Source organism: Candidatus Tisiphia endosymbiont of Beris chalybata, assembly GCF_964026555.1.
Lineage (GTDB): Bacteria > Pseudomonadota > Alphaproteobacteria > Rickettsiales > Rickettsiaceae > Tisiphia.
This window is the reverse complement of record NZ_OZ032159.1, coordinates 953,515-979,431: the sequence shown is the minus strand read 5'-3', so window position 1 is coordinate 979,431 and position 25,917 is coordinate 953,515. Positions and strand designations below refer to the sequence as shown.

Annotated in this window: 27 protein-coding genes, 1 tRNA gene and 1 other RNA gene; 14 read left to right on the top strand and 15 right to left on the bottom strand. The window is 34.7% G+C overall.

The window, feature by feature from the left end; all coding sequences use genetic code 11:
- Positions 1 to 226: 226 nt before the first annotated feature.
- From AAGD44_RS04730 to AAGD44_RS04680, 11 genes are all read right to left on the bottom strand, one after another.
- Positions 227 to 2,146, bottom strand: coding sequence for a hypothetical protein (locus tag AAGD44_RS04730; RefSeq protein WP_341763607.1), 1,920 nt, complete (start codon positions 2,144 to 2,146; stop codon positions 227 to 229).
- 29 nt (positions 2,147 to 2,175) lie between these two features.
- On the bottom strand, positions 2,176 to 2,724 hold the full coding sequence (locus AAGD44_RS04725; RefSeq protein WP_341763606.1) for a hypothetical protein: 549 nt from the start codon (positions 2,722 to 2,724) through the stop codon (positions 2,176 to 2,178).
- 18 nt (positions 2,725 to 2,742) lie between these two features.
- Positions 2,743 to 3,855 (bottom strand): hypothetical protein, encoded by a 1,113-nt coding sequence (locus AAGD44_RS04720; RefSeq protein ID WP_341763605.1) that lies wholly within the window; start codon positions 3,853 to 3,855, stop codon positions 2,743 to 2,745.
- A 463-nt stretch (positions 3,856 to 4,318) separates the two neighbouring features.
- The gene (gene lpdA, locus AAGD44_RS04715) at positions 4,319 to 5,707 is read right to left on the bottom strand and encodes a dihydrolipoyl dehydrogenase (RefSeq protein WP_341763604.1); all 1,389 of its coding nucleotides are present in this window, start codon (positions 5,705 to 5,707) and stop codon (positions 4,319 to 4,321) included.
- 486 nt (positions 5,708 to 6,193) lie between these two features.
- A complete protein-coding gene (locus AAGD44_RS04710) occupies positions 6,194 to 7,138 on the bottom strand; it encodes an N-acetylmuramoyl-L-alanine amidase (RefSeq protein ID WP_341763603.1) in 945 nt (314 codons plus the stop codon).
- A 377-nt stretch (positions 7,139 to 7,515) separates the two neighbouring features.
- Positions 7,516 to 7,592 (bottom strand) — tRNA-Met (locus AAGD44_RS04705).
- A gap of 176 nt (positions 7,593 to 7,768) precedes the next feature.
- On the bottom strand, positions 7,769 to 8,002 hold the full coding sequence (locus AAGD44_RS04700) for a 50S ribosomal protein L31 (RefSeq protein ID WP_341763602.1): 234 nt from the start codon (positions 8,000 to 8,002) through the stop codon (positions 7,769 to 7,771).
- Between the two features lie 2 nt (positions 8,003 to 8,004).
- Positions 8,005 to 8,295, bottom strand: a complete 291-nt coding sequence (gene rpmB / locus AAGD44_RS04695; RefSeq protein WP_341763601.1) for a 50S ribosomal protein L28 — start codon at positions 8,293 to 8,295, stop codon at positions 8,005 to 8,007.
- A gap of 107 nt (positions 8,296 to 8,402) precedes the next feature.
- Entirely contained in the window at positions 8,403 to 9,185 is a 783-nt protein-coding gene (gene dapB / locus AAGD44_RS04690) for a 4-hydroxy-tetrahydrodipicolinate reductase (protein WP_341763600.1), read from the bottom strand.
- Entirely contained in the window at positions 9,179 to 9,652 is a 474-nt protein-coding gene (locus tag AAGD44_RS04685) for a flavin reductase family protein (protein ID WP_341763599.1), read from the bottom strand. Before AAGD44_RS04685 ends, dapB begins: the two co-directional genes overlap by 7 nt.
- Positions 9,637 to 10,371, bottom strand: coding sequence for a transporter substrate-binding domain-containing protein (locus AAGD44_RS04680; protein WP_341763598.1), 735 nt, complete (start codon positions 10,369 to 10,371; stop codon positions 9,637 to 9,639). Before AAGD44_RS04680 ends, AAGD44_RS04685 begins: the two co-directional genes overlap by 16 nt.
- Positions 10,372 to 10,536: 165 nt before the next feature.
- Between AAGD44_RS04680 and AAGD44_RS04675 the strand changes: the two genes are divergently transcribed.
- Together AAGD44_RS04675 and AAGD44_RS04670 are read left to right on the top strand one after the other, a co-directional pair.
- On the top strand, positions 10,537 to 10,692 hold the full coding sequence (locus AAGD44_RS04675) for a palindromic element RPE1 domain-containing protein (protein ID WP_341763597.1): 156 nt from the start codon (positions 10,537 to 10,539) through the stop codon (positions 10,690 to 10,692).
- 220 nt (positions 10,693 to 10,912) lie between these two features.
- Entirely contained in the window at positions 10,913 to 12,046 is a 1,134-nt protein-coding gene (locus tag AAGD44_RS04670) for an ISAs1 family transposase (RefSeq protein WP_341763596.1), read from the top strand.
- Here AAGD44_RS04670 and AAGD44_RS04665 read toward each other — a convergent pair.
- Positions 12,043 to 12,927: an IS982 family transposase gene (locus AAGD44_RS04665; protein WP_341763539.1), complete on the bottom strand. Its 885-nt coding sequence runs from the start codon at positions 12,925 to 12,927 to the stop codon at positions 12,043 to 12,045. The two genes, AAGD44_RS04670 and AAGD44_RS04665, sit on opposite strands and share 4 nt — an antisense overlap.
- A 153-nt stretch (positions 12,928 to 13,080) precedes the next feature.
- On the opposite strand from AAGD44_RS04665, the gene AAGD44_RS04660 reads away from it, so the two are divergent.
- On the top strand, positions 13,081 to 13,971 hold the full coding sequence (locus tag AAGD44_RS04660) for an IS982 family transposase (RefSeq protein ID WP_341763461.1): 891 nt from the start codon (positions 13,081 to 13,083) through the stop codon (positions 13,969 to 13,971).
- A gap of 39 nt (positions 13,972 to 14,010) precedes the next feature.
- The gene (locus AAGD44_RS04655) at positions 14,011 to 14,157 is read left to right on the top strand and encodes a hypothetical protein (protein WP_341763538.1); all 147 of its coding nucleotides are present in this window, start codon (positions 14,011 to 14,013) and stop codon (positions 14,155 to 14,157) included.
- Here AAGD44_RS04655 and AAGD44_RS04650 read toward each other — a convergent pair.
- From AAGD44_RS04650 to AAGD44_RS04640, 3 genes are all read right to left on the bottom strand, one after another.
- Complete coding sequence (locus AAGD44_RS04650) at positions 14,138 to 14,905, bottom strand: tetratricopeptide repeat protein (protein ID WP_341763537.1); 768 nt, start codon at positions 14,903 to 14,905, stop codon at positions 14,138 to 14,140. The genes AAGD44_RS04655 and AAGD44_RS04650 overlap by 20 nt on opposite strands.
- Positions 14,906 to 14,935: 30 nt before the next feature.
- Positions 14,936 to 16,111, bottom strand: a complete 1,176-nt coding sequence (locus AAGD44_RS04645; RefSeq protein ID WP_341763536.1) for a hypothetical protein — start codon at positions 16,109 to 16,111, stop codon at positions 14,936 to 14,938.
- Positions 16,112 to 16,209: 98 nt separating this feature from the next.
- Entirely contained in the window at positions 16,210 to 17,331 is a 1,122-nt protein-coding gene (locus AAGD44_RS04640) for an ISAs1 family transposase (protein ID WP_341763535.1), read from the bottom strand.
- Between the two features lie 94 nt (positions 17,332 to 17,425).
- Here AAGD44_RS04640 and ssrA point away from each other — a divergent pair.
- From ssrA to AAGD44_RS04590, 10 genes are all read left to right on the top strand, one after another.
- Positions 17,426 to 17,813, top strand: a transfer-messenger RNA (tmRNA) gene (gene ssrA / locus AAGD44_RS04635).
- A gap of 124 nt (positions 17,814 to 17,937) precedes the next feature.
- Complete coding sequence (locus AAGD44_RS04630) at positions 17,938 to 18,420, top strand: ClpXP protease specificity-enhancing factor SspB (protein ID WP_341763595.1); 483 nt, start codon at positions 17,938 to 17,940, stop codon at positions 18,418 to 18,420.
- 21 nt (positions 18,421 to 18,441) lie between these two features.
- Entirely contained in the window at positions 18,442 to 18,948 is a 507-nt protein-coding gene (gene rnhA, locus AAGD44_RS04625; RefSeq protein WP_341763594.1) for a ribonuclease HI, read from the top strand.
- A complete protein-coding gene (locus AAGD44_RS04620) occupies positions 18,936 to 19,271 on the top strand; it encodes an NADH-ubiquinone oxidoreductase subunit NDUFA12 family protein (protein ID WP_341763593.1) in 336 nt (111 codons plus the stop codon). The genes rnhA and AAGD44_RS04620 overlap by 13 nt, the downstream gene beginning before the upstream one ends.
- A 4-nt stretch (positions 19,272 to 19,275) precedes the next feature.
- Positions 19,276 to 19,731, top strand: coding sequence for an outer membrane lipid asymmetry maintenance protein MlaD (mlaD, locus tag AAGD44_RS04615; RefSeq protein ID WP_341763592.1), 456 nt, complete (start codon positions 19,276 to 19,278; stop codon positions 19,729 to 19,731).
- A 456-nt stretch (positions 19,732 to 20,187) separates the two neighbouring features.
- Complete coding sequence (locus tag AAGD44_RS04610) at positions 20,188 to 20,913, top strand: virB8 family protein (RefSeq protein ID WP_341763591.1); 726 nt, start codon at positions 20,188 to 20,190, stop codon at positions 20,911 to 20,913.
- Positions 20,900 to 21,373, top strand: a complete 474-nt coding sequence (locus AAGD44_RS04605; protein ID WP_341763590.1) for a TrbG/VirB9 family P-type conjugative transfer protein — start codon at positions 20,900 to 20,902, stop codon at positions 21,371 to 21,373. The genes AAGD44_RS04610 and AAGD44_RS04605 overlap by 14 nt, the downstream gene beginning before the upstream one ends.
- Before the next feature lie 327 nt (positions 21,374 to 21,700).
- Positions 21,701 to 23,131: a TrbI/VirB10 family protein gene (locus AAGD44_RS04600; RefSeq protein WP_341763589.1), complete on the top strand. Its 1,431-nt coding sequence runs from the start codon at positions 21,701 to 21,703 to the stop codon at positions 23,129 to 23,131.
- Positions 23,128 to 24,120 carry a P-type DNA transfer ATPase VirB11 gene (gene virB11 / locus AAGD44_RS04595; RefSeq protein ID WP_341763588.1) on the top strand — a complete coding sequence of 331 codons (993 nt, stop codon included), beginning with the start codon at positions 23,128 to 23,130 and terminating at the stop codon, positions 24,118 to 24,120. The genes AAGD44_RS04600 and virB11 overlap by 4 nt, the downstream gene beginning before the upstream one ends.
- Positions 24,121 to 25,881 (top strand): type IV secretory system conjugative DNA transfer family protein, encoded by a 1,761-nt coding sequence (locus tag AAGD44_RS04590; protein ID WP_341763587.1) that lies wholly within the window; start codon positions 24,121 to 24,123, stop codon positions 25,879 to 25,881.
- The last annotated feature ends 36 nt before the right edge of the window (positions 25,882 to 25,917 follow it).

The window sequence follows — 25,917 nt, the reverse complement described above, 5'->3', positions numbered from 1 at the left end:
TATACACTGAATTTGAATTAGTAAAGGAAAATAGTGTTATATTCAAATGCTTCCTTGATCTGGGCTTGAAAATAGAATAGGAAGTACGAGCAGTATACTTAAGCACCTACATCCTTGCTATTTTCAAAAAACAATTCTGGGAGGCAAAAATGTACACTATATCAATATACCCAATGAAGTGCAACTCTTGAAATCCATTTGAATATAGCAATTAACATTAAGTGGGTTACATAATCGCACAACCACTACAGCAACTACACCAACTAGAACTTTCTACTCCTAGCGACGTTACCTCTTGCTGTTGATCTGCTGCGAGTAATAAGTGATTTAGCGCCGCTGGGTCTACAGGTACTTCTATATGTTCCTCTAAATCATTTTCAACAGTATTAGAAGCCGCTCTCGCAGAAATTTGAAGATTAAAATTTTTAATTATTTGTGAGGGTTCAGCTTCTTTAAAACGAGTGACAGCTTCTTGGAGTTTTTCAACAGGTATCTCTTGTTTATTAATATATTTTTTCTGATTTTTTATAATAACGGCAGTATATTTTTTAGCTAACTTAACAGCCTCCGGGTAATTAGGATGGGTTTTTAGCTCATCTACTTTATCAATAGTAATATAATTTTCTGAATTAATTAAAGGTAATTGTACTGTGCTTTCTAATATCTCTCCTATTGCTATAAATAGTTGAGTTAATTTTTCGTTCTTTTCTATCTCATAATCAGGGTAATGATAACATATACCTGCGAGATATTCAGCTGCATCTTGTTCTCCTAACGCTAAAGCGCTTATTAACTTGTCTATTGTCTCCTTCAATTTAATACGAGCTAGAGGGCTTTCGGATGCTTTTTGGACCTTCAACAGAGAGCGAGCTTCTGCAAACGCCTCCTCGGCTTCAGCAAGTATCGTAGCACTATAAGCAAGTTTGTGGGGCGGAACACTTCCCAACTTCGTCCAGAGTTTTTGTGTTATCTCCCTATCCGTGATCATATAGCTTGAGCTTGTTCCACTACCGCTAGGGAGAATTGAAGAGGCATGAGTTATAGATGCGGCATGAGTGTTTTCGTCGAAGCAATCTGGTATCCTTTTGCCGGTAATACCTACTATCTCATCGTTACATTTGAGTAATAAACTATTAAATGCCGCATCATCAACTCCCTCCTGTGGCATGTTAGCTTTAGTCTCCTTTATTAATTTTGCTAAAGTAGTTATTTTAGATGTCATATGTTGAGGAATTATTGGTCTTTCATTAGGCTCAATGTTACTGCAATCTTTAGGAGTTAATTTGAGTGCTACCCCGTACATTAAAGTAGCCAGATCTTCGTCCTTTTTGCCTCCCACCGCTGTCAGCAGACATTGAAACAAGCAAAAAGGGGCTTTTTCACTCCCTAACGCTAATGCAAACCAAAATGACTTATGAATACGCTCTAACCTGTTATCTACTTCTTCGGCAGGAATAATAATAGTATCCTGCTCTTGCACAATATCTTCTAAGTAGCTTTGTCCTTGATCTTGATATTTTTTAGCTGTATGTTTTTGTATTGTTGTTAAGGTGCTTACTTTCTTATTAACCACAACTTGGTTGGTACTAGCACTGGCGGTGCCGGGCTGATCATTGTTATCATTTATTTGTGTAATCTCCGCTTGTGAAGGAGCCGATATTAATCTTCCGGGTAGTACTGCGTTGAATTTTTCTTGTGCTTCTACTACCATCACATCAGTGATTTCATTATCTTTATTTGGATATTTTTTTCCTATCTCTTTAATAATTTTTACCCACACATTTGCTTCCTTTTCTACCATACTATAATCTTTTCCAGCTAGAAATAAGCGCTGGGTTTCTGTATCGCCTAGTTTACTACCTATAGCAATAAAAAGTTTGTAGGCGTATTCATCTTGTGTAACTCCTAAACCATGCTGATAAAGAAAAGCAAGACCAGCAGCCGATTCTGCTTTGCCAAATAGTAAAGATTCCTGTAAATTATAACCTATCACCTGATAAAATACTTCTATTTTAAATTTATTATAAGCTTGAGGATTACTTCGAGCTAACTGAATCATTTCTAAAGAACTTTGATACAAACTATTAGCACTTCTGAATAAGGACGACCCTGCATCTATATCATGATGTTTTTTTTGCTTTGTCATGTGAGTTATTTCCTCTTATTTATAAAATATTACCCTCGGAAGGCTCCACTATCCCTCCTATTACGCTTATGACTTTTATCCTTTTTTTGTAGAAGAAGTGTTTTTACCTTTGCTACAGACACTTCCTCCTTTGAAGGAGCGGAGATTAATGTATGAGCTTCAAATATCATAGCATCACTTATCTGAGTATCCTTATTTGGATATTTTTGCTTATTCTTTTTAATAATTTCTAACCACAGCCCTGCTTCCTTTCCTACCTCACTATCCTCTTTTCTAGCTATAGAACCCTGGTATTTTGTATCGCCTAGTTCGCTACCTATAGCAGTAAAAAGTTTGTGATTATATTCATTAGGTTTAATTCCTAAATTACCTTCATAAAGCCACATCAGTTCAGAAGCCGCCTCTATTTTTCCGAATAGTAAGGATAATCGCAAATTATAAACCATCGCCTTAGAAATTGCGTCAAGTTGAAGTGCAGCACGGGCTTCAGGGACTTGGAGAGCTGTTTCTTTCATCTTTATAAAATCTTCATACAAACCATTAGCGGTATTTGCAGGAACATCCTTGCCTTTTATCATAAGTAAGTTTCCTTATATTTATCTTCTTCTTTCTTCGGGATAGCTCTTTGTCTTATTGTTAGGAGTATTGCTAGCTACTCTATCTGACCTCGGTAGTTGTCCAGGTTTGATTGAATCCTTACCCAAATCTAATGTATTTCTCATAGTATCGGCAATATATGAAGGGGTAGCATCCTTACGAGAGGGAGATTTTAATTGCTCTGCTGGCTTCCCAAGAGAAGGACTTGCGTTTCCGGCTTCTTTGTTAACTTTAATAGCTTGCTCTGGGTTTTCTAATAAAGTAACAAAGTCGAATTGTTTTTGCGATTTATTCCCATTTATTTGCTTAAATCCTTGTGCTACTTCCCAGAACAAAGTAGCGGCTTCTTGTACTCTTTTACGTTCCTCTCCAATTTCACGTATTATATCCTCAGCTTCCTTAGAGTAGGTATTAGAAGTTTCAATCTTAGTAGACACTTCCTGCTTACGTATTTCTTTTTGTTTGCGCCTTGCTGTAGATTCAGCCTCTTTTGTTTTGCTATCTTGCTTCTTCACTGATGTATCAGCAGTTAATTCTTGATGATAAGAAGCTAATTGATGATAATGTTTATCAATATTATTCTTATGTTGCTTTCCTAGCTCTTCTTGTTCTTCAAGTTTTTTATCTATGTCTCTCAATTCTGTTCCAATAACATTTAGCCTGATATGATTTAACTGACCGCTATTTTTCATCTCTTGAAGTTCATCTACTAATTGTTGTCTCTTCTGTCTCTTAACTGCTATAAAACCGATTGTATCCTGCTTAAAAATAGTATGTTGTGCCTGCAATTTGTCACTTTCTAAGCGTAAAGCTTCTAACTTCGCTTTCTCTAAAGATTCTTCTAGACGTTGTTGTGCTTCTGCTTGGTCTCGGTCTTCTTTTATTCGTTCTTCCGCTCTTTTCAATTCATAATTTTTAACCTTAACTTCTGCATCCAATAATAATTCATCTATTAAACCAGTAAGCTCTAATGCGCTCGCTTCAGCAAATAAGCCTTTATTAGTTTCCAATATAGTTATTAACATTTCCCTTGAAATATTAGAGCTCATTCTATTTTTGAGGGCTTTAAACGTTACTTTTAACGCTTCTCTTTTGGAATCTTTCTCTGCCATTTTCTAACTTAATTTTTTTTATTAACTATAATTATTTTTATTTTGTGTAGATTTAGTTAAATTAGAGCATAGGTTAACTATAATAGTCAACATCTTTAGGAATAATTATTACAAAGATTTTTTGAGTTATGAGATTATTGTTGAAATCGGTAGTAACACTAGGGCAGAGTAATAGTTAATATTTATTTAGCTTCTGTCTGGGGTTTTAGGGAGTTTTATAGAGAAGGCTTCTTATATTTAGGACTGTGGTAATATTGTCTCTTACGTGCTTTTTAACATATGAGTCTTAAAGATGAATCTTAAGCCATGTTGATATATACTCGGTGAACTGCAAGAATTGGCGTCGTCATGTCTAAAGATCTGCGATGCTCACGTACTATAACGCTGCGCTTCTCGACTTTGACACTCCTCGCTCTTCTTGCAGTTCACCGAGTATATAAGAACCTAATCCAACTGGCTTACTTTATATATGAATAGCTCTTCCATAGGCTTGCATAACCGCTTCGCCCATCATTTCCGATAAAGTTGGATGAGGAAAGATAGTATTCATTAAATCAACTTCTACAGCTTCCATAGTTTTGGCAATTACATAACCTTGAATTAGTTCTGTCACCTCTTCTCCGATTAAATGTGCTCCAAGTAATTCACCCGTTTTTTCATCAAAAATTGTTTTAATCATTCCTTCATTATAACCATCCACTAATGCTTTACCATTAGCGCTAGTAGGAAACCTGCCCACCTGTATCTGATACCCTGCCTTTTTAGCGCCTTCTTCAGTAAGGCCCACACTAGCAATCTGCGGAAAAGAATAAGTACAGCCTGCTATATTGTTTTTGTTGATAGGGTGAGCTTTAAGACCGGCAATAGTTTCAGCAGCAATAATCCCTTCATGACTAGCTTTATGGGCAAGCCATGGGGCCTTGGTGACGTCTCCTATTGCATAAATTCCTGCTTCATCAGTTTGCATGAACTGATTAGTAATAATATGACCTTTCTCTATTTTGACTTTGGTTCGCTCTAAATTAAGATTTTCGGTGTTACCTACTATTCCAACTGCCATAAGTAAAATTTCTGCATCTAATTTTTGGGGAGCTCCATTTATTTCTACTTCAAGGGAAATATGGTCTGTATTTTTGGTACAACTCAATAATTTTGTACTAGTATGAATCTTGATTCCCTTCTTTTCAAAAATTTTTTGGGCCAATAAAGAAATTTCTATATCTTCAGCTTGTAAAATTCTATTTTGCGCTTCAACCAAGATAACCTGGCTCCCAAGACCATTATAAAATGAGGCAAATTCCACCCCTATCGCTCCTGATCCTACTATAATCAACGATTTAGGTAATTTATCCAGTAGCAAGGCCTCTTTCGAGGTAATGATTTGCCTGCCGTCTGGTTTGAAACCTTCTAAGATTCGAGTTCGTGCGCCGGTGGCAATTATTATATTAGTGGCTTTAATAGAGCTCTTTTGGCCATTATTATCAATGTTTAATATTTTATTCGTTTCTAAAGTAGCAGATCCTTCAATCACGGTAACTTTATTTTTCTTTAATAAAAATTTAATACCAGTAGTCAATTGCAAAGAAATGTCTCTTGAACGCTTCACTATTTTTTTTAAATCAAATTTTGGTTCTCTTACTTCTATGCCATACTCATGCGCATGTTTTATTTTTTGAAATAATTCTACTGATTTTAGTAAAGCTTTAGTAGGTATACATCCCCAATTTAAACAAATGCCCCCTAAATGCTCTCTCTCAATTAGCACTACTTTCCTATTTAATTGTGCGGCCCTAATTGCAGCTACATACCCTCCGGGTCCCCCTCCAATAACTGCTACATCATAATTATCCATTAATATATCTCTTTAAGTTACTAATAATAGACTTCCTGCATAAGTTATTTTTGAAGCTCGCACTTGAGCTGGTATAGTCAAATGATTCCGAGAGCTGTTTTGTGACCATTCTAGGAATCATTCAAGCATAAGTTGCATGTGCTTACTTCCTCAAAATAAAATGAGGGTATACTTGGCGAACTTCAAGAATTGGCGTCGTCATGTCTAAAGATCTGCGATGCTCACGTACTATAGTACGCTGTGCTTCTCGACTTTGACACTCCTAGCTCTTCTTGAAGTTGACCTTCGTATACCAACTCTTCAGTTACGAGCAGTATACTTACAATGCGAGCAGTATAGCTAAGCAGAGTCTAAAAAGTTTTCTTAAAATATACTAAAATATAAAAATAAGCTAGCTCCTTTGAGAAAAACACACGTTAGTTTATAGGTTCTATGAACATTTTATAATAGCCGGCTTCATTGTTGTTTTCCTTCACAGAACCTTTTTTAGCATTGAACCGAGCAATATTTTGCTTCTAGAGCCCACGCCCAAAACATTTCTTCTTGCCTAATAGTATCGTCGTATAATTCAGGATGTTGGTTGGCTGAGAAATGGGCTTTAAACGCTTTTATCACGTCCGAAAGGGTGGTACCTGTAAGACAATATCCATATGCTACTAACATCTGTAATAAAATATTCTGATCCGGGCTTGTAGGATAAGGTCTTGTAGGATGATATTTCTGAATAATCACCTCCTTATTCATTTCGTTATCATCTAGCCAGGCCCCTACCCCATAATCCCGGTAAAACTTAGCCCAAGGAAATAAAGGACCTGGATCAGATTTACGCCCTGGGGTTACATCTTCGTGTCCTAATACATGTCGAGGTAAGATATTATATTGATTTATTATATCCTTACTTATTATTCCAGAAGTGCGAATTTGATCTTCATCAAAAGGATAATATTGTCTATTGCTAACAGTGTTTTCATGTTCCTCCCCTTCAGTAAATCCTTTATTCACATGCTCAATGCCTAAGGATACTGCATTAAGATTTTTATCTTGTTGCCAGCCACTTACTCCTGCATGCCAAGCTCTCATATCCTCAGGTACCACCTGAAGTAACTTACCACCAGCGACTTTCTCTGTTTTTTCAGTGGTAATAAAGTGAGCACTAGTACGCCCTTGGCTCACGTTAGTAGTAAATTTATTTACCGATAAAGCAAAGTCATCCACAGTGTAATGCATAATTAAATATTTTATTTTTGCTCCCCCGCGGCTATCATAATGATTGCGGTTTTGTTCTGAGCTTGGGAAAGGGTCTATTTGATAACTATTTGCTATTCCATGAATAGTAGTAGGTGAGACATTAATGCCAGTGCCGGCCTCAAAGGCCCCTGGAAAAGCTTGATCTATAGGGATTGAATTTCTAGATGTTAAAGTTGTTGACATTGCTTCCTCCTATTGTTATCTGTTATTATGGTATATATACTCTAGGAGCTTCAAGAATTGGTGTCGTCGTGCTCTAAAGATCGAGGCTGCTCACGTACCTTAGTACGCTGCGCTGCGCGACTTTCACATTCCTAGCTCTTCTTGAAGTTGATTCTATCGTCTACCAACTCTTCAGGTACGAGCAGTATACTTGAAGATAAATACCCTGTACGCAACTTAATGGACTATACTATACGCTGCGCTCGCCATTTAAAATAAAATCCAATTCTTGTAAGTACGAGCAGTATATAAGTAAAGGAAAGTGTACTATATTAACTTTTAGAAGGGAAGTTAAATGAGGAATTCTGTTAAAGAGATTTTGGATAAAATAGTTAATTTGGTTGCGGGGGTTGGATTTGAACCAACGACCTTCAGGTTATGAGCCTGACGAGCTACCAAACTGCTCCACCCCACGGTGATAAACTTAATATTTTTCTAGGTGATATATCAACTTGTTATATATGGCTCGAGATAAGGAATCTCACATATACTTAATTTACCTTATATTCGATTAATTTTCTTGCACAGATTTAATTTGTTAGTAAAGATAAAATTCTTCCTACGACGGGCTTTGTTCTGAACAAAGATTTATTAATTTTCTAATTTTTTACCAAAATTAAGGCCAGCAAATTTCTTATTAAAGTCACTAATATTTTTATTAGATTGATTAATAACATTGCCAGTCTCTTTAGTCCATGCAGGATGTTTTCTATAATCAACATCCATTAAAATTTCATCTGCTTCCCCTGCAGAATTAGTCTCAAAAGCATCGCTACCAATGATTATTTTTAATATTTTATATTGGGGGTGAATTGCATAGTTCATATTTATATAGTACCAACTTTTTTCTCAATTACTTCTCTCTTAATCATTTGCGCCTTATCAGAAAGTATGCTGTTTGACGCTTTAACTATATAGACGTCAAAACCCCCTACTTTTTCCACTGTACGCATACACTTCGCATTCACTATCAGCTTATATTCTTGGCCAGTAAGTTCACTTTTATATCGTACAACCCTTAAGTTAGGTTCAAAGCGCCTTCTAGTTTTTCTTTGTGAATGAGACACTTTATTACCATATAAAACACCAACTCCACTAAGCTCACATTTACGAGACATTCAGGCTCCCACAACTAATCATAAATAACGCCTTAAATCATACTATTAATTAGACCCAATGTCAATAGGTCTAATGAAAAAACAATCCAGAAGCGCAAAGGAGTATACTACCTATTAATTGACTTCAGGTCCTGCATTGAATAAAGCCCAGGTTCCTTATCTACTATCCAAAGCGCTGCCCGTATAGCACCATCAGCAAAAATTTCTCTACTCAATACTGTATGTTTGATACTAATAACCTCATTATCTCCTAAAAATAACACTTCATGTTCTCCATGAGTTTGCCCCCCCCTAATAGAAGCAATACCTATTTCGTCTGTAGCCCTCTTTCCTCTCTGATTACGAGAAAACACCGCGCATTCAGAAAAATCTAAATTTCTACTTTTAGCTAACGCCTCTCCAAGCATTATAGCAGTACCCGAAGGAGCGTCAAGTTTTAGGCGATGATGATAATCTAAAACCTCTATATCATAGCTGTTATCTAGAATCTGAGAAGCTTTTGCGGCTAATATAGATAGCAAATTTGCCCCTACACTCATATTAGGTGAATATAATATTGTTAGCTTCTGAGAAGCTTCCTGAATAACCACAACCTGCTTTTTGGTAAGTCCTGTAGTACCAATAACTAATTTATTTTGATGGATTAAGGAGTAATTAAGTAATTTTTCTAATATCTCGCTATTAGAAAAATCAATAATTACTTCGCAGTCACGGCAAAATTCTTCAAGATCTGCTATATTATTTTTTCTAGAAAATGTCTTCACAATGCGGCAATCATTAAATTTTTCTATTCTCTGCATTACCTCCTTCCCCATCTTGCCGGTAGCCCCACAAAGCCCTATAGTAATAGGGGATGATTTTAGATTTTCTGTCTTGTCAATAGCTACCATTTAGACTCTCTGTGATATATTAGGGGCTTTAATTCATTGTTAACTGCTGTATTGATTACTTCCCCAATTACTATAATATGATCCCCGGCACTATATTGATTAAATTTATTACATTCAATATGACATACAGCTCCATCAATTAATGGGCATTTGCTGCTTACTCCTAAATTATATAAAATGCTAGCAAATTTATCAAAGTGATGATGCGCAAAGTGCCTAGAAAGAGCAGCTTGATTATCTGCTAAAATACTAACTGCAAAATATTTACTGTTAGTAAAAGCTTTAATGCTAGGAGCCTGTTTATTAATACAGAACAATATTAAAGGGGGAAACAAGGATACTGAAGTAAAAGAACTAACGGTAAGACCAAATAACTTATTATCGTATGAAGTGGTAATGATAGTAATACCGCTAGGAAAATTCCCTAAAGCTCTTTTAAATTGCTCAATATTTACTGTCGAAGCCATTTTTCCCTTATTTTACTAATTATCCCCTCTTGCTCTAGTTCCCTAATAGCTTTATTAACTTGCATTATAAGTTTTGAATCTTTTTCCATCGCAATAGCTAGGCTAGAGGAAAACTCAGTTAAGCTAAAGCTAGCAAGCTCATGATTATTTTCTATAAACTGTTTAGCTTGTAATTCTTCTAGTAATACAGCATCTATAGCTTTCGTCTTGAGTTCTTCCACTAACATTAAATTATTTGATAAACTATTTATCTTAATATTAAATTGTTTAGCGAAATTCTTACTGATTATTTCCCAAGTGGTGCCTAACTGTACACCTATTACTTTATTTTCTAAATCTTTAATAGATTTTATCTGGTCTGCTAGCCTATATAATACCGATACGTTGGTTTCGGTGTAAGGAATGGAAAAGCTAACATGTTGCTTGCGCTCCTCAGTTACGGTTAATCCAGCTATAATCATATCACTATTTTTACTAGCTAGAGCTGCTAATAAACCATTAAAATCAAAATTTTTAATAACAATTTTTTTCTCTAATTTTTCCGCTATGGCATTAATAATATCAATGTCTAGTCCTATTATCTGCCCATCGTGAATAAACTCATAAGGAGGATTATCTGCGGCAGTCGCAACTACTATTTCTTGATTTTCCTCTCTACTACTACAGCTGATTATCCAGAAAGGCAATATAATCAATATAATTAACTGTATTATTTTCATAAAATTTAGCGCTCTTTAAATTAAAACCTTATTATTGCATTTCTTATTAGGCTAAACAATAGGCTTTGCAGAAATTATAACTATGCAAGCAAGTTTATTTTCTCTGTTGCTTGAAAATTTGATTTTTTTTAAATGCCTTTATCTAACACTCCTTCATTAGACCTCTTGCATAACCTAAAGATAATTGAAGAATTTTTAGGAGAAACGAAGTCGAGTACCGCAGCGTACATAGACGTACGTGAGGAACAGAGAGGAGTTTTGACGACAAAATTACCAATTAGATTAGGTTATGCAAGAGGTCTATTTACGAACAGTATATAGTCACTTAGGTTAAACTAGCTACGTTGTTGCTCGTCGCTTACCTAGTATCTCCTAGGCTTCACTCCTCGCGCCTAGTATCTAATTCAACCTAAGTGACTATAGTAGATCTGGCTTGGATTTACCTTCTTAAAATAGCAGGGCTGCCTCATATAAAAAATTATATAAGTAATATTGAATAAAAATTATTATAGTAGTGGTTACAAATAAGTGAGTGGTAACCATGAGAGAAGAAGAATTACGAGAAAGTTTTGAAGACTTTATTAATGGAATAAATGATCATAGAGTTGATAGGAATAAGCTTCATAGTGTGGAGGAGATTTTATTTTTGACTTTAACTGCAATTATTTGTGGAGCAGAAGGTTGGCGAGATATTGAACGATTTGGCAGGTTAAAATTAGAATTTTTACGTACGGTGTTTCCATATGCTAATGGAATTCCTTCTGACGATACGTTACGACGTTTTTTTCGAGTACTTGATCCTAAAACATTCAGCACATGCTTTACCGTTTGGGCAAGTAGCTTAAAACTTCCAAGTAGCACACATATAGCTATAGATGGGAAAGTGTCTCGTCATACATTCGATGGTGATAAGAATCCATTACATATGGTATCAGCTTTTGCTAGTGAATGTCGAACAGTGTTAGCACAAGAGAAAGTATCTGATAAAAGTAATGAAATTACAGCAATACCTAAATTACTTGGTATTCTAGACATAAAAGGAGCTATTGTTACCATTGATGCTATGGGCTGTCAAAGAGAGATTGCCCAAGCAATTATCGATAAAGAAGCAGATTACATATTATCATTAAAAGGTAATCAAGGAAATTTACACCAAGATATTAAGTTAGTATTTGCAGATAAAGAGTTGCTGAATGAATTGTCAGTTGATATCAATCAAACAACTGACGGAAGTGAGCATGGACGTATTGAAGAACGGATTTATCGAGCTGTTACTATGCCACAAGAATTACAGGAGCAACATAATTGGCCGGAGCTTAAGACAATTATAGAGGTTATAAGTAAACGAGAAATAAAAGGAGTTTTATCTGAAGAAACAAGATATTACATTAGCTCTTTAGAGCAAGAAGCAGTAAAAATCGGTATGGCAATCCGATCTCATTGGGCTATTGAGAATAGTGTGCACTGGATTTTGGATGTTAGTTTTAGAGATGATGATTCACGTATTAGAAAAGGTAATGCTCCTCAAAATATAGCTATTATTAAACACATGGCATTGAATGTATTACAGAAGGCTAAGCAAAAAAGGGATTCTATCAAGCAGCTTAGAAAAGCAGCTGGTTGGGATAATAATCAACTACTCACTATCTTAACGCCATGTTCGACTTTTTTTTAGCAGGTAACTAATTTTTCGAGTTGTGTTGGCACAAGTTTTAAAGACTTTGTCAAAAATGTAGCAATAGTATGAGCAAGTAATTTTCTAGCGATGCGAGATTGTAGATGCCAGTAACTCTTAACTCTGATAGCATTAATAGCAAAACGTTCTGTAAGCTGACCAATAACAGTTTCAATTAAACGACGAGTAGCAGTAATCCATTTAAGGAAATTCTTGGATCTATTATCCTTCATATTCTTTTTTAAAGGTGTTTGTAAATCAATGTTTTTGGTGGCCAACTCATCTTTTAAATCCTGACCAAGATAGCCTTTATCGCCCAGTACCATGCCACTAATATTAGGAGACATTACTTGCAGAGCTTCACGTTCAGACCCATTAGCAGGAGTTATCATGAATCCAGCTATTCGACCTTCTTCATTAATTAATACGTGTCCTAGAAAACCGTAATAATAGCTATCTTTCGAAGCGCAGTACCCATAGTCAGCGTATTCCTTAAAACATCGCCCTCTCGTTGCTCGGGCCAAATTTATTACAGGAATCGGTACCCCATCTATCATATGCAGATCTGATTTGCTTGCACTCTTAAACAAGTCGGCAAGCAGCATGTTCTTAATAGATAAAAGACCGCTACATTGCTTCACATAAGACGGTCTACTCTTTAGATTGGGAAACCATTCTTGAAAATGACGTTTAAAATATTCCCATATCTGCTTGTCTTGGTGCAAACCGATAAATTCTCCCACCACTTCCATTGTTAATGCTTCCACGTCACTTAAGCAAGGTGGAAATCCTGCTTTCCTTACTTTGATATTTTTGGTTATTATAGTCATTTTTTCTTCTATGAAACAATACACAGTAATGATAAACTCTTCTAGGGTCATAGCTTCTTTCTCGATAATTGAACTATGACCTTATTAGTCTATCCTATTCTTTTGTCAATCTTAAAAAAAAGTCGAACATGGCGTATAATAAGGATTGCCAAGGGAGGCAACCTACAGTATTGAAGTTTTTGAACAAAAAAACAAACTGTAGGCATGAAGAAAGATATCACAGAATTATATAGTTTTATAGATGATTTTTGTAAAATTTATCTTGAATATGAAAAGAGCAAATTATTACCATCCAATAAGCAGAGAGATCGCGCTTGTAATATGAGTTTAAGCGAAATGTTAACAATAATAATTATGTTTCATACATCGCATGCTAAGAACTTTAAATTTTTCTATAAAACTTACGTCGAATATTTACATAAGAACGACTTCCCTAGCGCCCTAAGCTATAACAGATTTGTTGCTTTAATGCCGCGATTATTCATGCCCTTAAATATGTTGATTCATTTATTATTTGGGCAAGAAACAGGTATTTATTTTATTGACTCTACAACAATTAAAGCTTGTCACAATAAACGACGCTATAGTAATAAAGTTTTTAAAGGATTAGCCAAACATAGTAAATCCTCTATGGGATATTTTTATGGCTTTAAATTACATTTAATAATTAATAACCAAGGAGAAATTATGGCATTAAAAGTGACTAATGGTAATGTAGATGATAGAGTTCCGGTAGCGCAATTAACTAAAGGATTAACTGGCATTATGGCCGCTGACAAGGGATATATCAAGCAAAATTTGTTTTTAAATTTATATGAAAGAGGCTTAAAAATGATTCATGGAATTAAGAAAAATATGGCGAATAAATTAATGGATTTAAAGGAAAAAATCTTGCTTCGAAAACGAAACTTAATTGAAACAGTTTTTGATTTTTTAAAAAATAAAATGAATCTTGAACATACAAGACATAGATCTCCTATTAATGCTTTTGTTCATATTCTTTCTACCCTAGTTGCTTATTCTCTAAAAAAAACTAAACCTTCCACAAAACTTGACTTTAATCTATATATTCATAACTCTCTTATCCAGAATTAACGTTTCTAGGGTCATAGCTTCTTTCTCGATAATTGAACTATGACCTTATTAGGCTATCCTATTCTTTTGTCAATCTTAAAAAAAAGTCGAACATGGCGTTATTATAGCGATTTTAGCCATTTTCTTAAGGCTACACGCGCGGTTAATCTATTAGTAGATAAAAAATTTACTTTGACAACGATTTAGCTTTATTAAATAATTCTGTAGCGTCCTTAGATTTTCCAAGTTTTTGTAATACTTGACCTTTTTCTTGATAACTTTCAGTAAGTTCAGGTTTGTATTGTATAGCCAGGTCAAAATTTTCTATAGCTTCTTGGTATCTTCCTAACTTTATTAAAGATATACCCTTGTTATAATATGTCGGTGCATCATTAGGTTGGTATTTAATTGCTAAATTATAATTTTCTATAGCTTCTTGATATTGCCCTAACCTTTCAAAAGCTACTCCCTTGTTGTGATAGGCATTTGAATAATCAGGTTGGTATTTTATAGCTATGTTATAATTTTCTATAGCTGCATGTTGTTTTCCTAATTCTGATAAAGCATGTCCTTTTTCTAAATAGCTTTCCACATAATTAGGTTGATATTTAATAGCGAGATCAAAATTCTCTATAGCTTTTTGATATTTTTCTAAGTGTAATAAACAACATCCTCTTTCCAAGTAGCTTTCTGCATAATCATGTTTATGTTTAATGGCTAGGTCAAAATTTTCTATGGCATCTTGATATTTTTTAAATCTTTTAAAAGCTATTCCTTTATCATAATAGGATTTTGCAGCAGTGAGATCAGAATCGTTAGTTAAATCCTGATCTTGGATATTTTGTTGCAGTCTATGTTTGTTAGTAACCTCTTGGTTTAAAGATTCTTTGGCGGTTACAATTGTTATATTAAATAATAGCAATGACAGGATAGTTACAACTAACTTTTTTATCATACTCATAAATTACTTTTTATTTTTAAAATATTAATTTTTATTATCCTTGTTATTGCTTAAAGGCAAAGTAATATTTTGCTTTTTGATAGCATCTGTATTTAACCTCATATTATCCACTACTCGTCCCGCAGTTCTAACAATTGTTGAATTGCTGGTTTGATCAAATTGCTCTTTTAATTTGTTACTATCATCCTTGATATCAACAGTCGTAATTTCAAGATCTACTGCTTTCTCTCTTTCTGAGCTGGACAATTGATTGTCAAGTATTTCATCTACATTTTGACTATACAATTTTTTGCCTTTATTTAAATCAGATTTTACTGATTCGGCTAATGCTTTTGATGCACCTGTGCTATCTGTCACAGTAGCTTGCTCTTGTAATCTATTATTTGATTCTAGATAGTTGGTTTTCAGGTCCTCTTGTGTTGTCATTGGTGTATTGTTAATGATAGAATCAATTGACTGTAGATCTTTAACTTGAGGGTGACTATCGTTCCAATTACTTTGGGGTAATGGTTTATTTATACCAACTACTTCTTGTGCTATGTTCATAGCTTCATGACTGTGGTGGCTTGCCCATCTAGCTGCTTGTTCCTTGCTGGTTACTCCTGGGATATTTCGAGCAATAATTGCTTGTAAAACTGGTTCATTCATGTTGCGGTCAATAGTAGCGGAGTTACTCTCAACATAGTTTCTTTGGTTGGATAATTGTTGCATTGTTTGCGTTGTTTTAGCTATTTCTCTACTAACTGATTGTTGTTCATTCCAGGTACTAATTAAATCTTGGCCTAATGATCTAACTTCATCATTGCTAGTACTAATCCGATTATCTCTTTGAGCTGATTTTACTTTTTCTAAAGCATCATTATAGGCTTTTTGTTTGCTTGCTGATGTATCATAGGCTTCAGTTTTACTATTATTAGCACCTACTCCTCCACCTGCATTAACAACTCCTAAATTTAACCCTAAACTTGCATTAGTACTAGTAGAGGTTTCTTTTCTTTCACTACTACCGTAATTTTCGTTAAGAGATTGCCCTTGTAAAATAGATTCTTTGATCGCTTGATTTTCACTAAATGAAAAACCTTTAATCATTGAATCACTTTGGGCCCATTTTAAGGTCAGACTCTCGGATTGTCTTTGTTCTTGAGAATTAAGTTCACTCGATCTATTAGTTAATGACCCCATTTTACTTTGCGCAGTCATAAACTGGCTTTGAAGACTATCTGACCAAAGCTGAGAGGAACGAAAATTAGTTACCAGCGAGTCAACAGATTCAGTAATAAACTGCAGGGCTGCCGCACTTAAATATACTGTAAGATAGTGAGTAGTTGATTATTATCCCAACCAGCTGCTTTTCTAAGCTGCTTGATAGAATCCCTTTTTTGCTTAGCCTTCTGTAATACATTCAATGCCATGTGTTTAATAATAGCTATATTTTGAGGAGCATTACCTTTTCTAATACGTGAATCATCATCTCTAAAACTAACATCCAAAATCCAGTGCACACTATTCTCAATAGCCCAATGAGATCGGATTGCCATACCGATTTTTACTGCTTCTTGCTCTAAAGAGCTAATGTAATATCTTGTTTCTTCAGATAAAACTCCTTTTATTTCTCGTTTACTTATAACCTCTATAATTGTCTTAAGCTCCGGCCAATTATGTTGCTCCTGTAATTCTTGTGGCATAGTAACAGCTCGATAAATCCGTTCTTCAATACGTCCATGCTCACTTCCGTCAGTTGTTTGATTGATATCAACTGACAATTCATTCAGCAACTCTTTATCTGCAAATACTAACTTAATATCTTGGTGTAAATTTCCTTGATTACCTTTTAATGATAATATGTAATCTGCTTCTTTATCGATAATTGCTTGGGCAATCTCTCTTTGACAGCCCATAGCATCAATGGTAACAATAGCTCCTTTTATGTCTAGAATACCAAGTAATTTAGGTATTGCTGTAATTTCATTACTTTTATCAGATACTTTCTCTTGTGCTAACACTGTTCGACATTCACTAGCAAAAGCTGATACCATATGTAATGGATTCTTATCACCATCGAATGTATGACGAGACACTTTCCCATCTATAGCTATATGTGTGCTACTTGGAAGTTTTAAGCTACTTGCCCAAACGGTAAAGCATGTGCTGAATGTTTTAGGATCAAGTACTCGAAAAAAACGTCGTAACGTATCGTCAGAAGGAATTCCATTAGCATATGGAAACACCGTACGTAAAAATTCTAATTTTAACCTGCCAAATCGTTCAATATCTCGCCAACCTTCTGCTCCACAAATAATTGCAGTTAAAGTCAAAAATAAAATCTCCTCCACACTATGAAGCTTATTCCTATCAACTCTATGATCATTTATTCCATTAATAAAGTCTTCAAAACTTTCTCGTAATTCTTCTTCTCTCATGGTTACCACTCACTTATTTGTAACCACTACTATAATAATTTTTATTCAATATTACTTATATAATTTTTTATATGAGGCAGCCCTGCTTAAAATAGCCCTTTACATTTTTGTGCAATTGAGATACCATTAACCTTGTTGCTATGCAACTATAGTAATAAACGTAATTTAGAATAGAGGTTGCGGACCCGGGGGCGGTACCCGGCGCTTCCACCATCATGTACGGTACGGAATGATAAATTCCTTAAATCATTTAGTTTTAAAAATGAATTTTTTAAGTATCATAAGTTGCGGGAGCGAAATAGGATCGACGTGCTTAATAAAAAGATTATCTTTACTCGGTATAATTCCGCCGGACTTTCATAGTCATATGGGTTGCAAAAAAGAAACGCAAACAATAATGATCGTTTCGCAGGTAATGTAGCACTCGCTGCTGCATAATTCTGCGCGGTTGGGGACTTACCGGGCAACAGAAAAGTCCCTGTTATTTTTATTAGGTATTTTTGTTAGCAAGTCTCCAGGATGTATTAACTGTGAGTACACTCCTATGCAGTATATATAGATTACCTCCTTCACTAACCTCACTATATTTTATATTAAGTTTATAAGATGAGTATCTCATATTGGAAATTTCTTAATGAATGCATGTTAGAATTTGCCAAAAAAGTTTTATCAAGGATTTGTAGTAATAAGCTGCAACAAAACCAAGTCTTATATATTTCTTATAGGACCGATCACCCGGCCGTAGTCTTATCCTCTAAAGTAAAAAAATGTTATCCTAAAGAAATAACTATAGTAATTCAATATCAATTTGAAGATTTAACTGTAATGTCTAGTGGAATTTCTCTAACTGTTAGTTTTGATAATATTAAAGAAAATATCTATATACCTTTTGACGCTATTACCAATTTTGCTGATCCTAATAGTGGGTATAACCTAAAATTTGTCCCGGAAATTATTAAATCTACCGCTTTAAATTATACTGGGAAAAAAACAAATATCGTTACGGCTTCTAGCCACGAAAATAATTTTAGTACCACCGATAACATAATAATTTTAGATAAGTTTCGTAAACCTACTAAACCAGTTTAATTAATAATTGGTTAGTAGTTAATGAATTTACAAGCTCATAATATTTTAACAAATAGCTCTAATCAAAGGGCTTTACCCCAGGTTATAATATATACAGACGGAGCCTGTTCAGGTAATCCAGGGCCAGGAGGGTGGGGGGCTTTATTGCAATTTGATAAAATTTATAAAGAAATATTTGGCTATGAAATTAATACTACTAATAATCGTATGGAAATGACCGCAGCTATTAAAGCTCTACAAGCACTAAAAAAATCATGCCATGTTGAGCTGTATACGGATAGTCAATATTTACAACTTGGCATCACAAAATGGATTAATAAATGGATAAAAAACAAGTGGTATAAAGACAATAAACATCCTATTAAAAATGCTGATTTATGGCAAGAACTATATACTGAAGTAAATAAACATAATATTATTTGGAATTGGGTGAAAGGACATGCTAATAATAAAGGAAATGAAACAGCGGATAAATTAGCTGTGAAGGGAAAAGAAACTGCTATAAAAATACTCAAATGTCATTTATAAATAATTTATTTATCTATATTTTTTCTAAAGAAGTAGGAAAAGATAAATTTGGTAATAAATATTATGTAAGCAGAAAACAGGATTATTTAGGACGCTTTAAAAGGCAAGTAATTTATAACGGAAAAGTAGAAGCGACAAAAGTACCGCCGCTTTGGCATGGCTGGCTGCATTATATGATTGATGAGCTACCAAATAATAATAACCCGTTCTCATGGCAACTTGAGTACACCCCTAATATCTCTGGTACAAAATTAGCAAATGTTTTAACAGAAAAGCATGAAGTTAAAGGTAAATACAATAAATGGAAACCGTTAGGTAAATAAAACAATGAAACAACACTTCATAGAAACTGTAGTTGGATTTACAGTAATAATTATAGCGTTAATGTTTTTTAGCTTTGCTTATAGAATAGGAAGCTTCTCGAAAGCAGAAAAAGGGTATAACCTTACTGCTTCTTTTCAAAACGCTGAAGGAATCATTACTGGTAGTGATGTAATGTTAGCGGGCGTAAAAATCGGCTCTGTAACTAATATTACCCTAGATAAGATAAGCTTTTTTGCTTTATTAACTATTAATATCAAAAATGAAATAAAATTACCTAAAGATACTAGCTTAGCGATAGTAACAAGTGGGTTGTTAGGAGGTAAATATATCGCAGTAACTCCTGGATTGTCTGATGAAACTTTAGCTTCTAACGAGCAAATAAAATATACCCAATCCTCTGTTAGTATTGAAGCCATAATTGGTAAATTGATTTACTCTTTTGGAGGGAGCAGTAAGTAATACCATTGCCCAAAACTAAATTAGTATTAGGAGTATGGGTGCCCTGCACCGGAGCGTACATTAGTACGCAAGGAGCGGATATCAGGAAGTACGAAGCCGTGATGATTAGTTTGGGGAAATGGTATTACTGGAATTGGCGGAGATACGGTATACTACTCGTCTTTCAAAAATTGTTTTTTTATTTTATCATGGACTCACGTGCTCACGTACTAGCATGTACGCTGCGCGCGCTCGCCATTTAAAATAAAATCCAATTCTTGAAGTACGAACAGTATATACGCTGTTGTTGTGTAAGATAGAGTATCCGGAACTTCAAGAATTGGCGTCGTTGTGCTCTAAAGACCTGCGCTGCCCATGTTAAAAAAAGTGATATAAAAACATTTTTTTTATTTACCTTTTTTTATAAATTGTTCCATAATATTGTTCAACACTAAAAATATATTATTTAAGTATAAAATGTTTAAGTTAAGTACTATTCTTAAAACAATAAAATCGTCTGCTCAATTACAGCCAGGGCACGAAGTTAAACAAGATAGCAATCTGGTGAGAGCTACTAAAAATTGGTATGAAGAAAGGTCGGACAAATTAATCGTTCAACGCAATATTTTATTGGTATTATCTGTATTATTAATAATTCTTATAATTATATCTATAGGGGCGGTAGTGTTTATAGTAAATTCTAGAGAATTTAGTCCTTTTGTCATTCAGGTTGACAATGATACAGGCAGGGCGGTAATTGTAAACCCTATATCCTCTAGCATGTTAGAAGGTAATGAAAGCCTGGCTAAATATTTTATTAAAAAATATATAAGTGCCAGAGAAACATATGATCCTCTTACTTTTGATGTGGAAGCACGAAATACTATTAGATTACTTTCATCAACTGCAATATATTATAATTATCTAGGTTACATAAAGGATAAAGATGTAGATCCAGTAGCTAAGTATAGCACTCAAGGTAATACGACATATTTAAAAATTAAATCGTGGTCAAAATTAGAGGAAAATAAATATATAGTCAGATTTTCTGTTAATGAAACCGTGGGTTCTAAAAATGTGTTTAATAAAATATCGGTAGTAAGCTTTGCGTATATTCCCATGGTATTAACAGATAAAGAGCGGGATATTAATCCTGTAGGATTTCAAATTAATGGCTATAGAGTAGATGATGATAACAGTTAAATCTTTTTTTCTTAATATAATTTTATTAAGTCTATTTATAACTAAGATCAATACCATTTATGCATTTAATAACTATGCTGATGACCTCTCTATTACTACTGATAATAGGATAAAGACCTATATACATAACCCTAATGAAGTGTATTTGTTAGTATTGCATTATGGATTTCAATCAAGTATAGAATTTGCCAAAAACGAAGAAGTTGAAAATATTATTTTAGGAGAAGCGTATGCTTGGAAAATGACTCCTTTAGGAAATAGATTATTTATTAAGCCGCTAGAGAAAAATATTAGAACTAACATGACTATAATGACTAATAAAAGAACCTACCAGTTTGATATTGTCTCAAAAGAGTTAGAAGAAGGGCAAGAAAAAGATTTAGTATATGTAGTGAGATTTTACTACCCCAAAAAGAAATCTAATTCTTACCAAAGATTTAGTGCTTCAGAGCACGAATAAAAAGATTAGGCCTCTTTCGCAACTCTACTTCTACCGTAATTGGGACAATGAATCTAGGATCAAATCCTTACGTACTACTACCGTACGCTGGGGTTTGGAGCGAAGGGTCTTCTTCAAATTCCCTGTGCGATGCGAGCTGCGCAAGAGGCCTAATCTTTACTGTGCCTGATGAATCTAGGAGGCGTTCACCCATGCCTGAGTACGCTGCGCCTTGGGGAGAGGTTCTCTTTCAAATTTCCAGTTCGATACGAGCTTCGAAGCAGGTTTAGTGAAATATGAAATTTTAAAAAAGTAAAATATTTTTTATTAAATTGACAACAATAATTTATGGCAGAACAAAATAAGTTGGGCCCTCAAGCTCCTTCCCAGCAGCTAGAGGATGAAGAAATTCCTGAAGTTCAGAATGAATTATCCAAAGTAGCGACTAATCCTAAACAAAGCTTAGTAATTCTCGTATTTATTTTCATTGGATGTCTAGTAATATTTTTTAAATTCTTTTTTAATGATCATATTTCCAGCTCTACCCCTGCTCCTGTTCCTACGGATGTGACTAAACCAGCAGAGGATTCTGCTAGTAATCTGCGAGAAGTTCCTAAATTACCTGCCGCCCCTAAATTAGAGATGCCTATAGAGCTCCCTCCTCCCCCTCCATTAATTAAAACTGAACCTTTCCCTATTACTCCTGCTAAAGAACAGGGGGAAGTCCCTATCCCGCTTTCCTCTATCCCTGTGCCTAATAGTGGAAAATTAGTGCGAGGTGAAGAAGAAAAAAACCGTACAGAGATAAAAAGGAAAGCTCCAGTAATGTTGATCAAAGGGGAGGTGCCTACTAAAACGGCCGAACAAATTGCTGCAGAAGCAGCTTTTCAAACACGAGGAAATATGTCGTTATTGCTTGCTCGTGGCAAAATAATTGAGGCAGTGCTGGAAACAGCAATCAACAGTAATTTTGGTGGCGAAGTAAGGGCAATAATTAGTAGAGATGTATTTTCTGAGCAAGACAAAAATATTTTGATCCCCAAAGGTTCCAAAATCTTTGGCCAATATGCCCTAGGCGATAGTGGAGCTTATGGTAGAATAGCGATAATATGGAATCGTATTGACTTATCCCATGGCTATAGCATTAACCTAGATGCCTTAGCTGTAGATAATTTAGGAAGAAAAGGGGAACAGGGACGTGTAGATAATAAAATTAAAGAAAGACTGACAAATGCTATCTTACTATCTGCCTTTAATATTGGTATAGCAAATGCTTTAGACAAAGTAGTAGCTCCCCCTGTTAATTCCCAAGCTGCAGCTACAAACATTGCTGCTGCTAATAATATACAAAGCATATTGCAAGCTAATAGCGGCATAGGTGATGAAGATAATAAAATTAATATGATCTGTATTCAAGTTATGAACGCTATCACCGACAAGACTTCTGTGGCTTATACCTCAATAATGCAAGCTTGTGCTATTGCTAGAAATCCTACAGGAACTGCCTCTGGCCAAAGGCTTACTGCTTTAATAACTGCTGCAACGAATGCAGCTAATACTTTATTAACTGCTACCGCAGTTACTAGCACCCCGACCCAAGCGCAAACTGCTTCTAAGCAAGCCTTTACTGATATCACTAATACTATGAAAGACATAATTGGGCAACAAGATTTTAAACCTTCGACTACTATCGAACAGGGAACCATAATAAAAATCTACGTGAATAAAGATTATAATTTTCCTCAAAAATTACTAAAAAAATCACGATTAATCAGATGACTTCTTATTTTGCGGCCCTAGAGACATTTTTATTGCCATTTAAAGAATTATTTGCAGAAGAAGGAATTAATGAAATCATGGTTAATAAACCTGGGGAAGTATGGGTTGAAAAGAAAGGAGATATATTTTCTAAATCTGTGCCTGAACTTGATTTTGACCATCTATTATCTCTTGGTAGACTTGTTGCACAGTCAACTGATCAAATAATTTCGGAAGAGAAACCTTTACTTTCTGCTTCTCTTCCTAATGGCTACCGTATTCAAATAATATTTCCTCCTGCCTGTGAACCGGGTTCAGTAGGTTATTCTATTAGAAAAGGTAGTACAATGAATCTCACTTTAGAAGAATATGCTAAGCTTGGGGCCTTTGATTCTACTGCTATTGGAGAGATAAATGATGAAAATGCAATCACTTTAAATAGCTACTTAAAAGAAAAAAATATAAAAGAGTTTATCAGATATGCAGTATTAACTAAAAAAAACATTATCATTAGTGGGGGTACTTCTACCGGTAAAACGACCTTTACCAATGCTGCGCTGGGCGAAATACCCCGAAGTGAAAGGTTAATTACCGTTGAAGATGCACGGGAAGTTATATTAACAAATCATCCTAATAAATTGCATTTACTCGTATCTAAAGGTGGTCAGGGGCGGGCAAAAGTTACTACTCAAGACTTAATTGAAGCCTGTTTGCGGCTAAGGCCAGATAGGATTATTGTAGGAGAACTTAGAGGGGCTGAAGCTTTTAGTTTTTTACGAGCAATTAATACAGGTCATCCTGGTTCTATATCAACTTTACATGCTGATACCCCTGCCATGGCTTTAGAGCAACTTAAGCTTATGGTCATGCAAGCTAGCCTTGGAATGCCCCCAGAAGAGATAAAAAAATATATATTAGCGGTTGTAGATATTGTAATTCAATTAAAACGTGGAAGTGGTGGGAAAAGATATATTTCAGAAATATATTATAGTAAAAATAAGGAAAATTAGATGGATTGGAATAAAATACTAAAAATTACCCGTAATATCTTTGGTCATTCTATAATCCACCCTTTAGTAATATTCAGTACTATCTGGCTTTGTGGAGCGTTAGTAGCTTTCGTTACTAATACCCTTTATGCTATAAACATTGACCTAAATGCAATAAATATAGCTTATAAATGGGCAAAATGGTTAGTAAATGTGTGGTTCCAGCTTCCTTTTTCTGCTTATGATTATTTAAAGATTAAATTACTACTGTGCTTTTTCCTTCCCCCGCTTGTAATAGTGATATTTTATTGTAAAAATTTTAAAAGAATCAAATCATTAGAATTTTTTATACAACCAGAAAAGGTCTATGGTAATGCGCACTGGGCCAGTATAGAAGATGTAGAAAGAGCTGGGTTAAGAGCTAAACATGGGATGTTACTTGGTAAGGATAGTGGGGGATATTTTGTTGCTGATGGATTTCAACATGCGTTACTATTTGCTCCAACTGGTTCAGGGAAAGGGGTAGGTTTTGTAATTCCCAATTTATTATTCTGGCAACATTCAGTTATAGTACATGATATTAAACTAGAAAACCATGGATTAACGAGCGGTTGGCGCGCCAAGCAAGGACAAAGAGTATATGTATGGGAACCTTCAAATCCTGATGGGATAACCCATTGCTATAATCCTATAGATTGGGTTAGCAATAAACCAGGGCAAATGGTTGATGATGTTCAAAAAATTTCAAATCTAATTATGCCAGAAAAAGATTTTTGGAACAATGAAGCGAGGAGTTTATTTTTAGGAGTAGTATTATATTTAATTGCTGATCCAACAAAAATTAAATCATTTGGGGAAGTAGTAAGAACAATGCGTAGTGATGACGTGGTGTATAATCTAGCAGTAGTATTAGATACTTTAGGAAAATTAATACATCCAGTTGCCTATATGAATATAGCAGCGTTCTTACAAAAAGCAGATAAAGAACGCTCAGGCGTTATCTCGACCCTGAACTCTTCGCTAGAATTATGGGCCAATCCGTTAATTGACGCAGCTACTGCTACTTCTGATTTTAATATTCTTGAATTTAAGAAAAAGAAAACCACAGTATATGTTGGCTTAACCCCGGATAATATTCAGCGTTTGCAAAAATTAATGCAAGTATTTTACCAACAAGCTACAGAATTTTTAAGCCGTAAAATGCCGAATTTAAAAGAAGAACCTTATGGGGTTATGTTCGTATTGGATGAATTTCCTACATTAGGGAAAATGGACACATTTAAAGCAGGTATTGCGTTTTTCCGCGGATATAGAGTACGATTATTCTTAATTATTCAAGATACTCAGCAGCTAAAAGGTACTTATGAGGAAGCGGGTATGAACTCTTTTTTGTCAAATTCTACCTATCGTATTACCTTTGCCGCTAATAACTATGAAACAGCTAATTTAATATCTCAATTAGTAGGTAACAAAACGGTTGAACAGCGATCTTACAGTAAACCAATATTTTTTGATCTTAATATTTCAACTAGAACCCAGAATATATCTCAAGTTCAAAGAGCTTTGCTTCTTCCCCAAGAAGTGATACAATTACCACGAGAGGAACAGATTGTGTTAATTGAATCTTTCCCTCCTATTAAATCTTTGAAAATTAAATATTATGAAGATAGATTTTTTACTCATAGGTTATTGCCTCCTACCTTTGTACCTACTCAAAAACCGTATGACCCAAATAATAATATCAAAGAAAAACAACAGGATTCTGATGTTAACAATGAATAATAATAATTTTAGTAAATCACGGCTCTTAAGGATTTG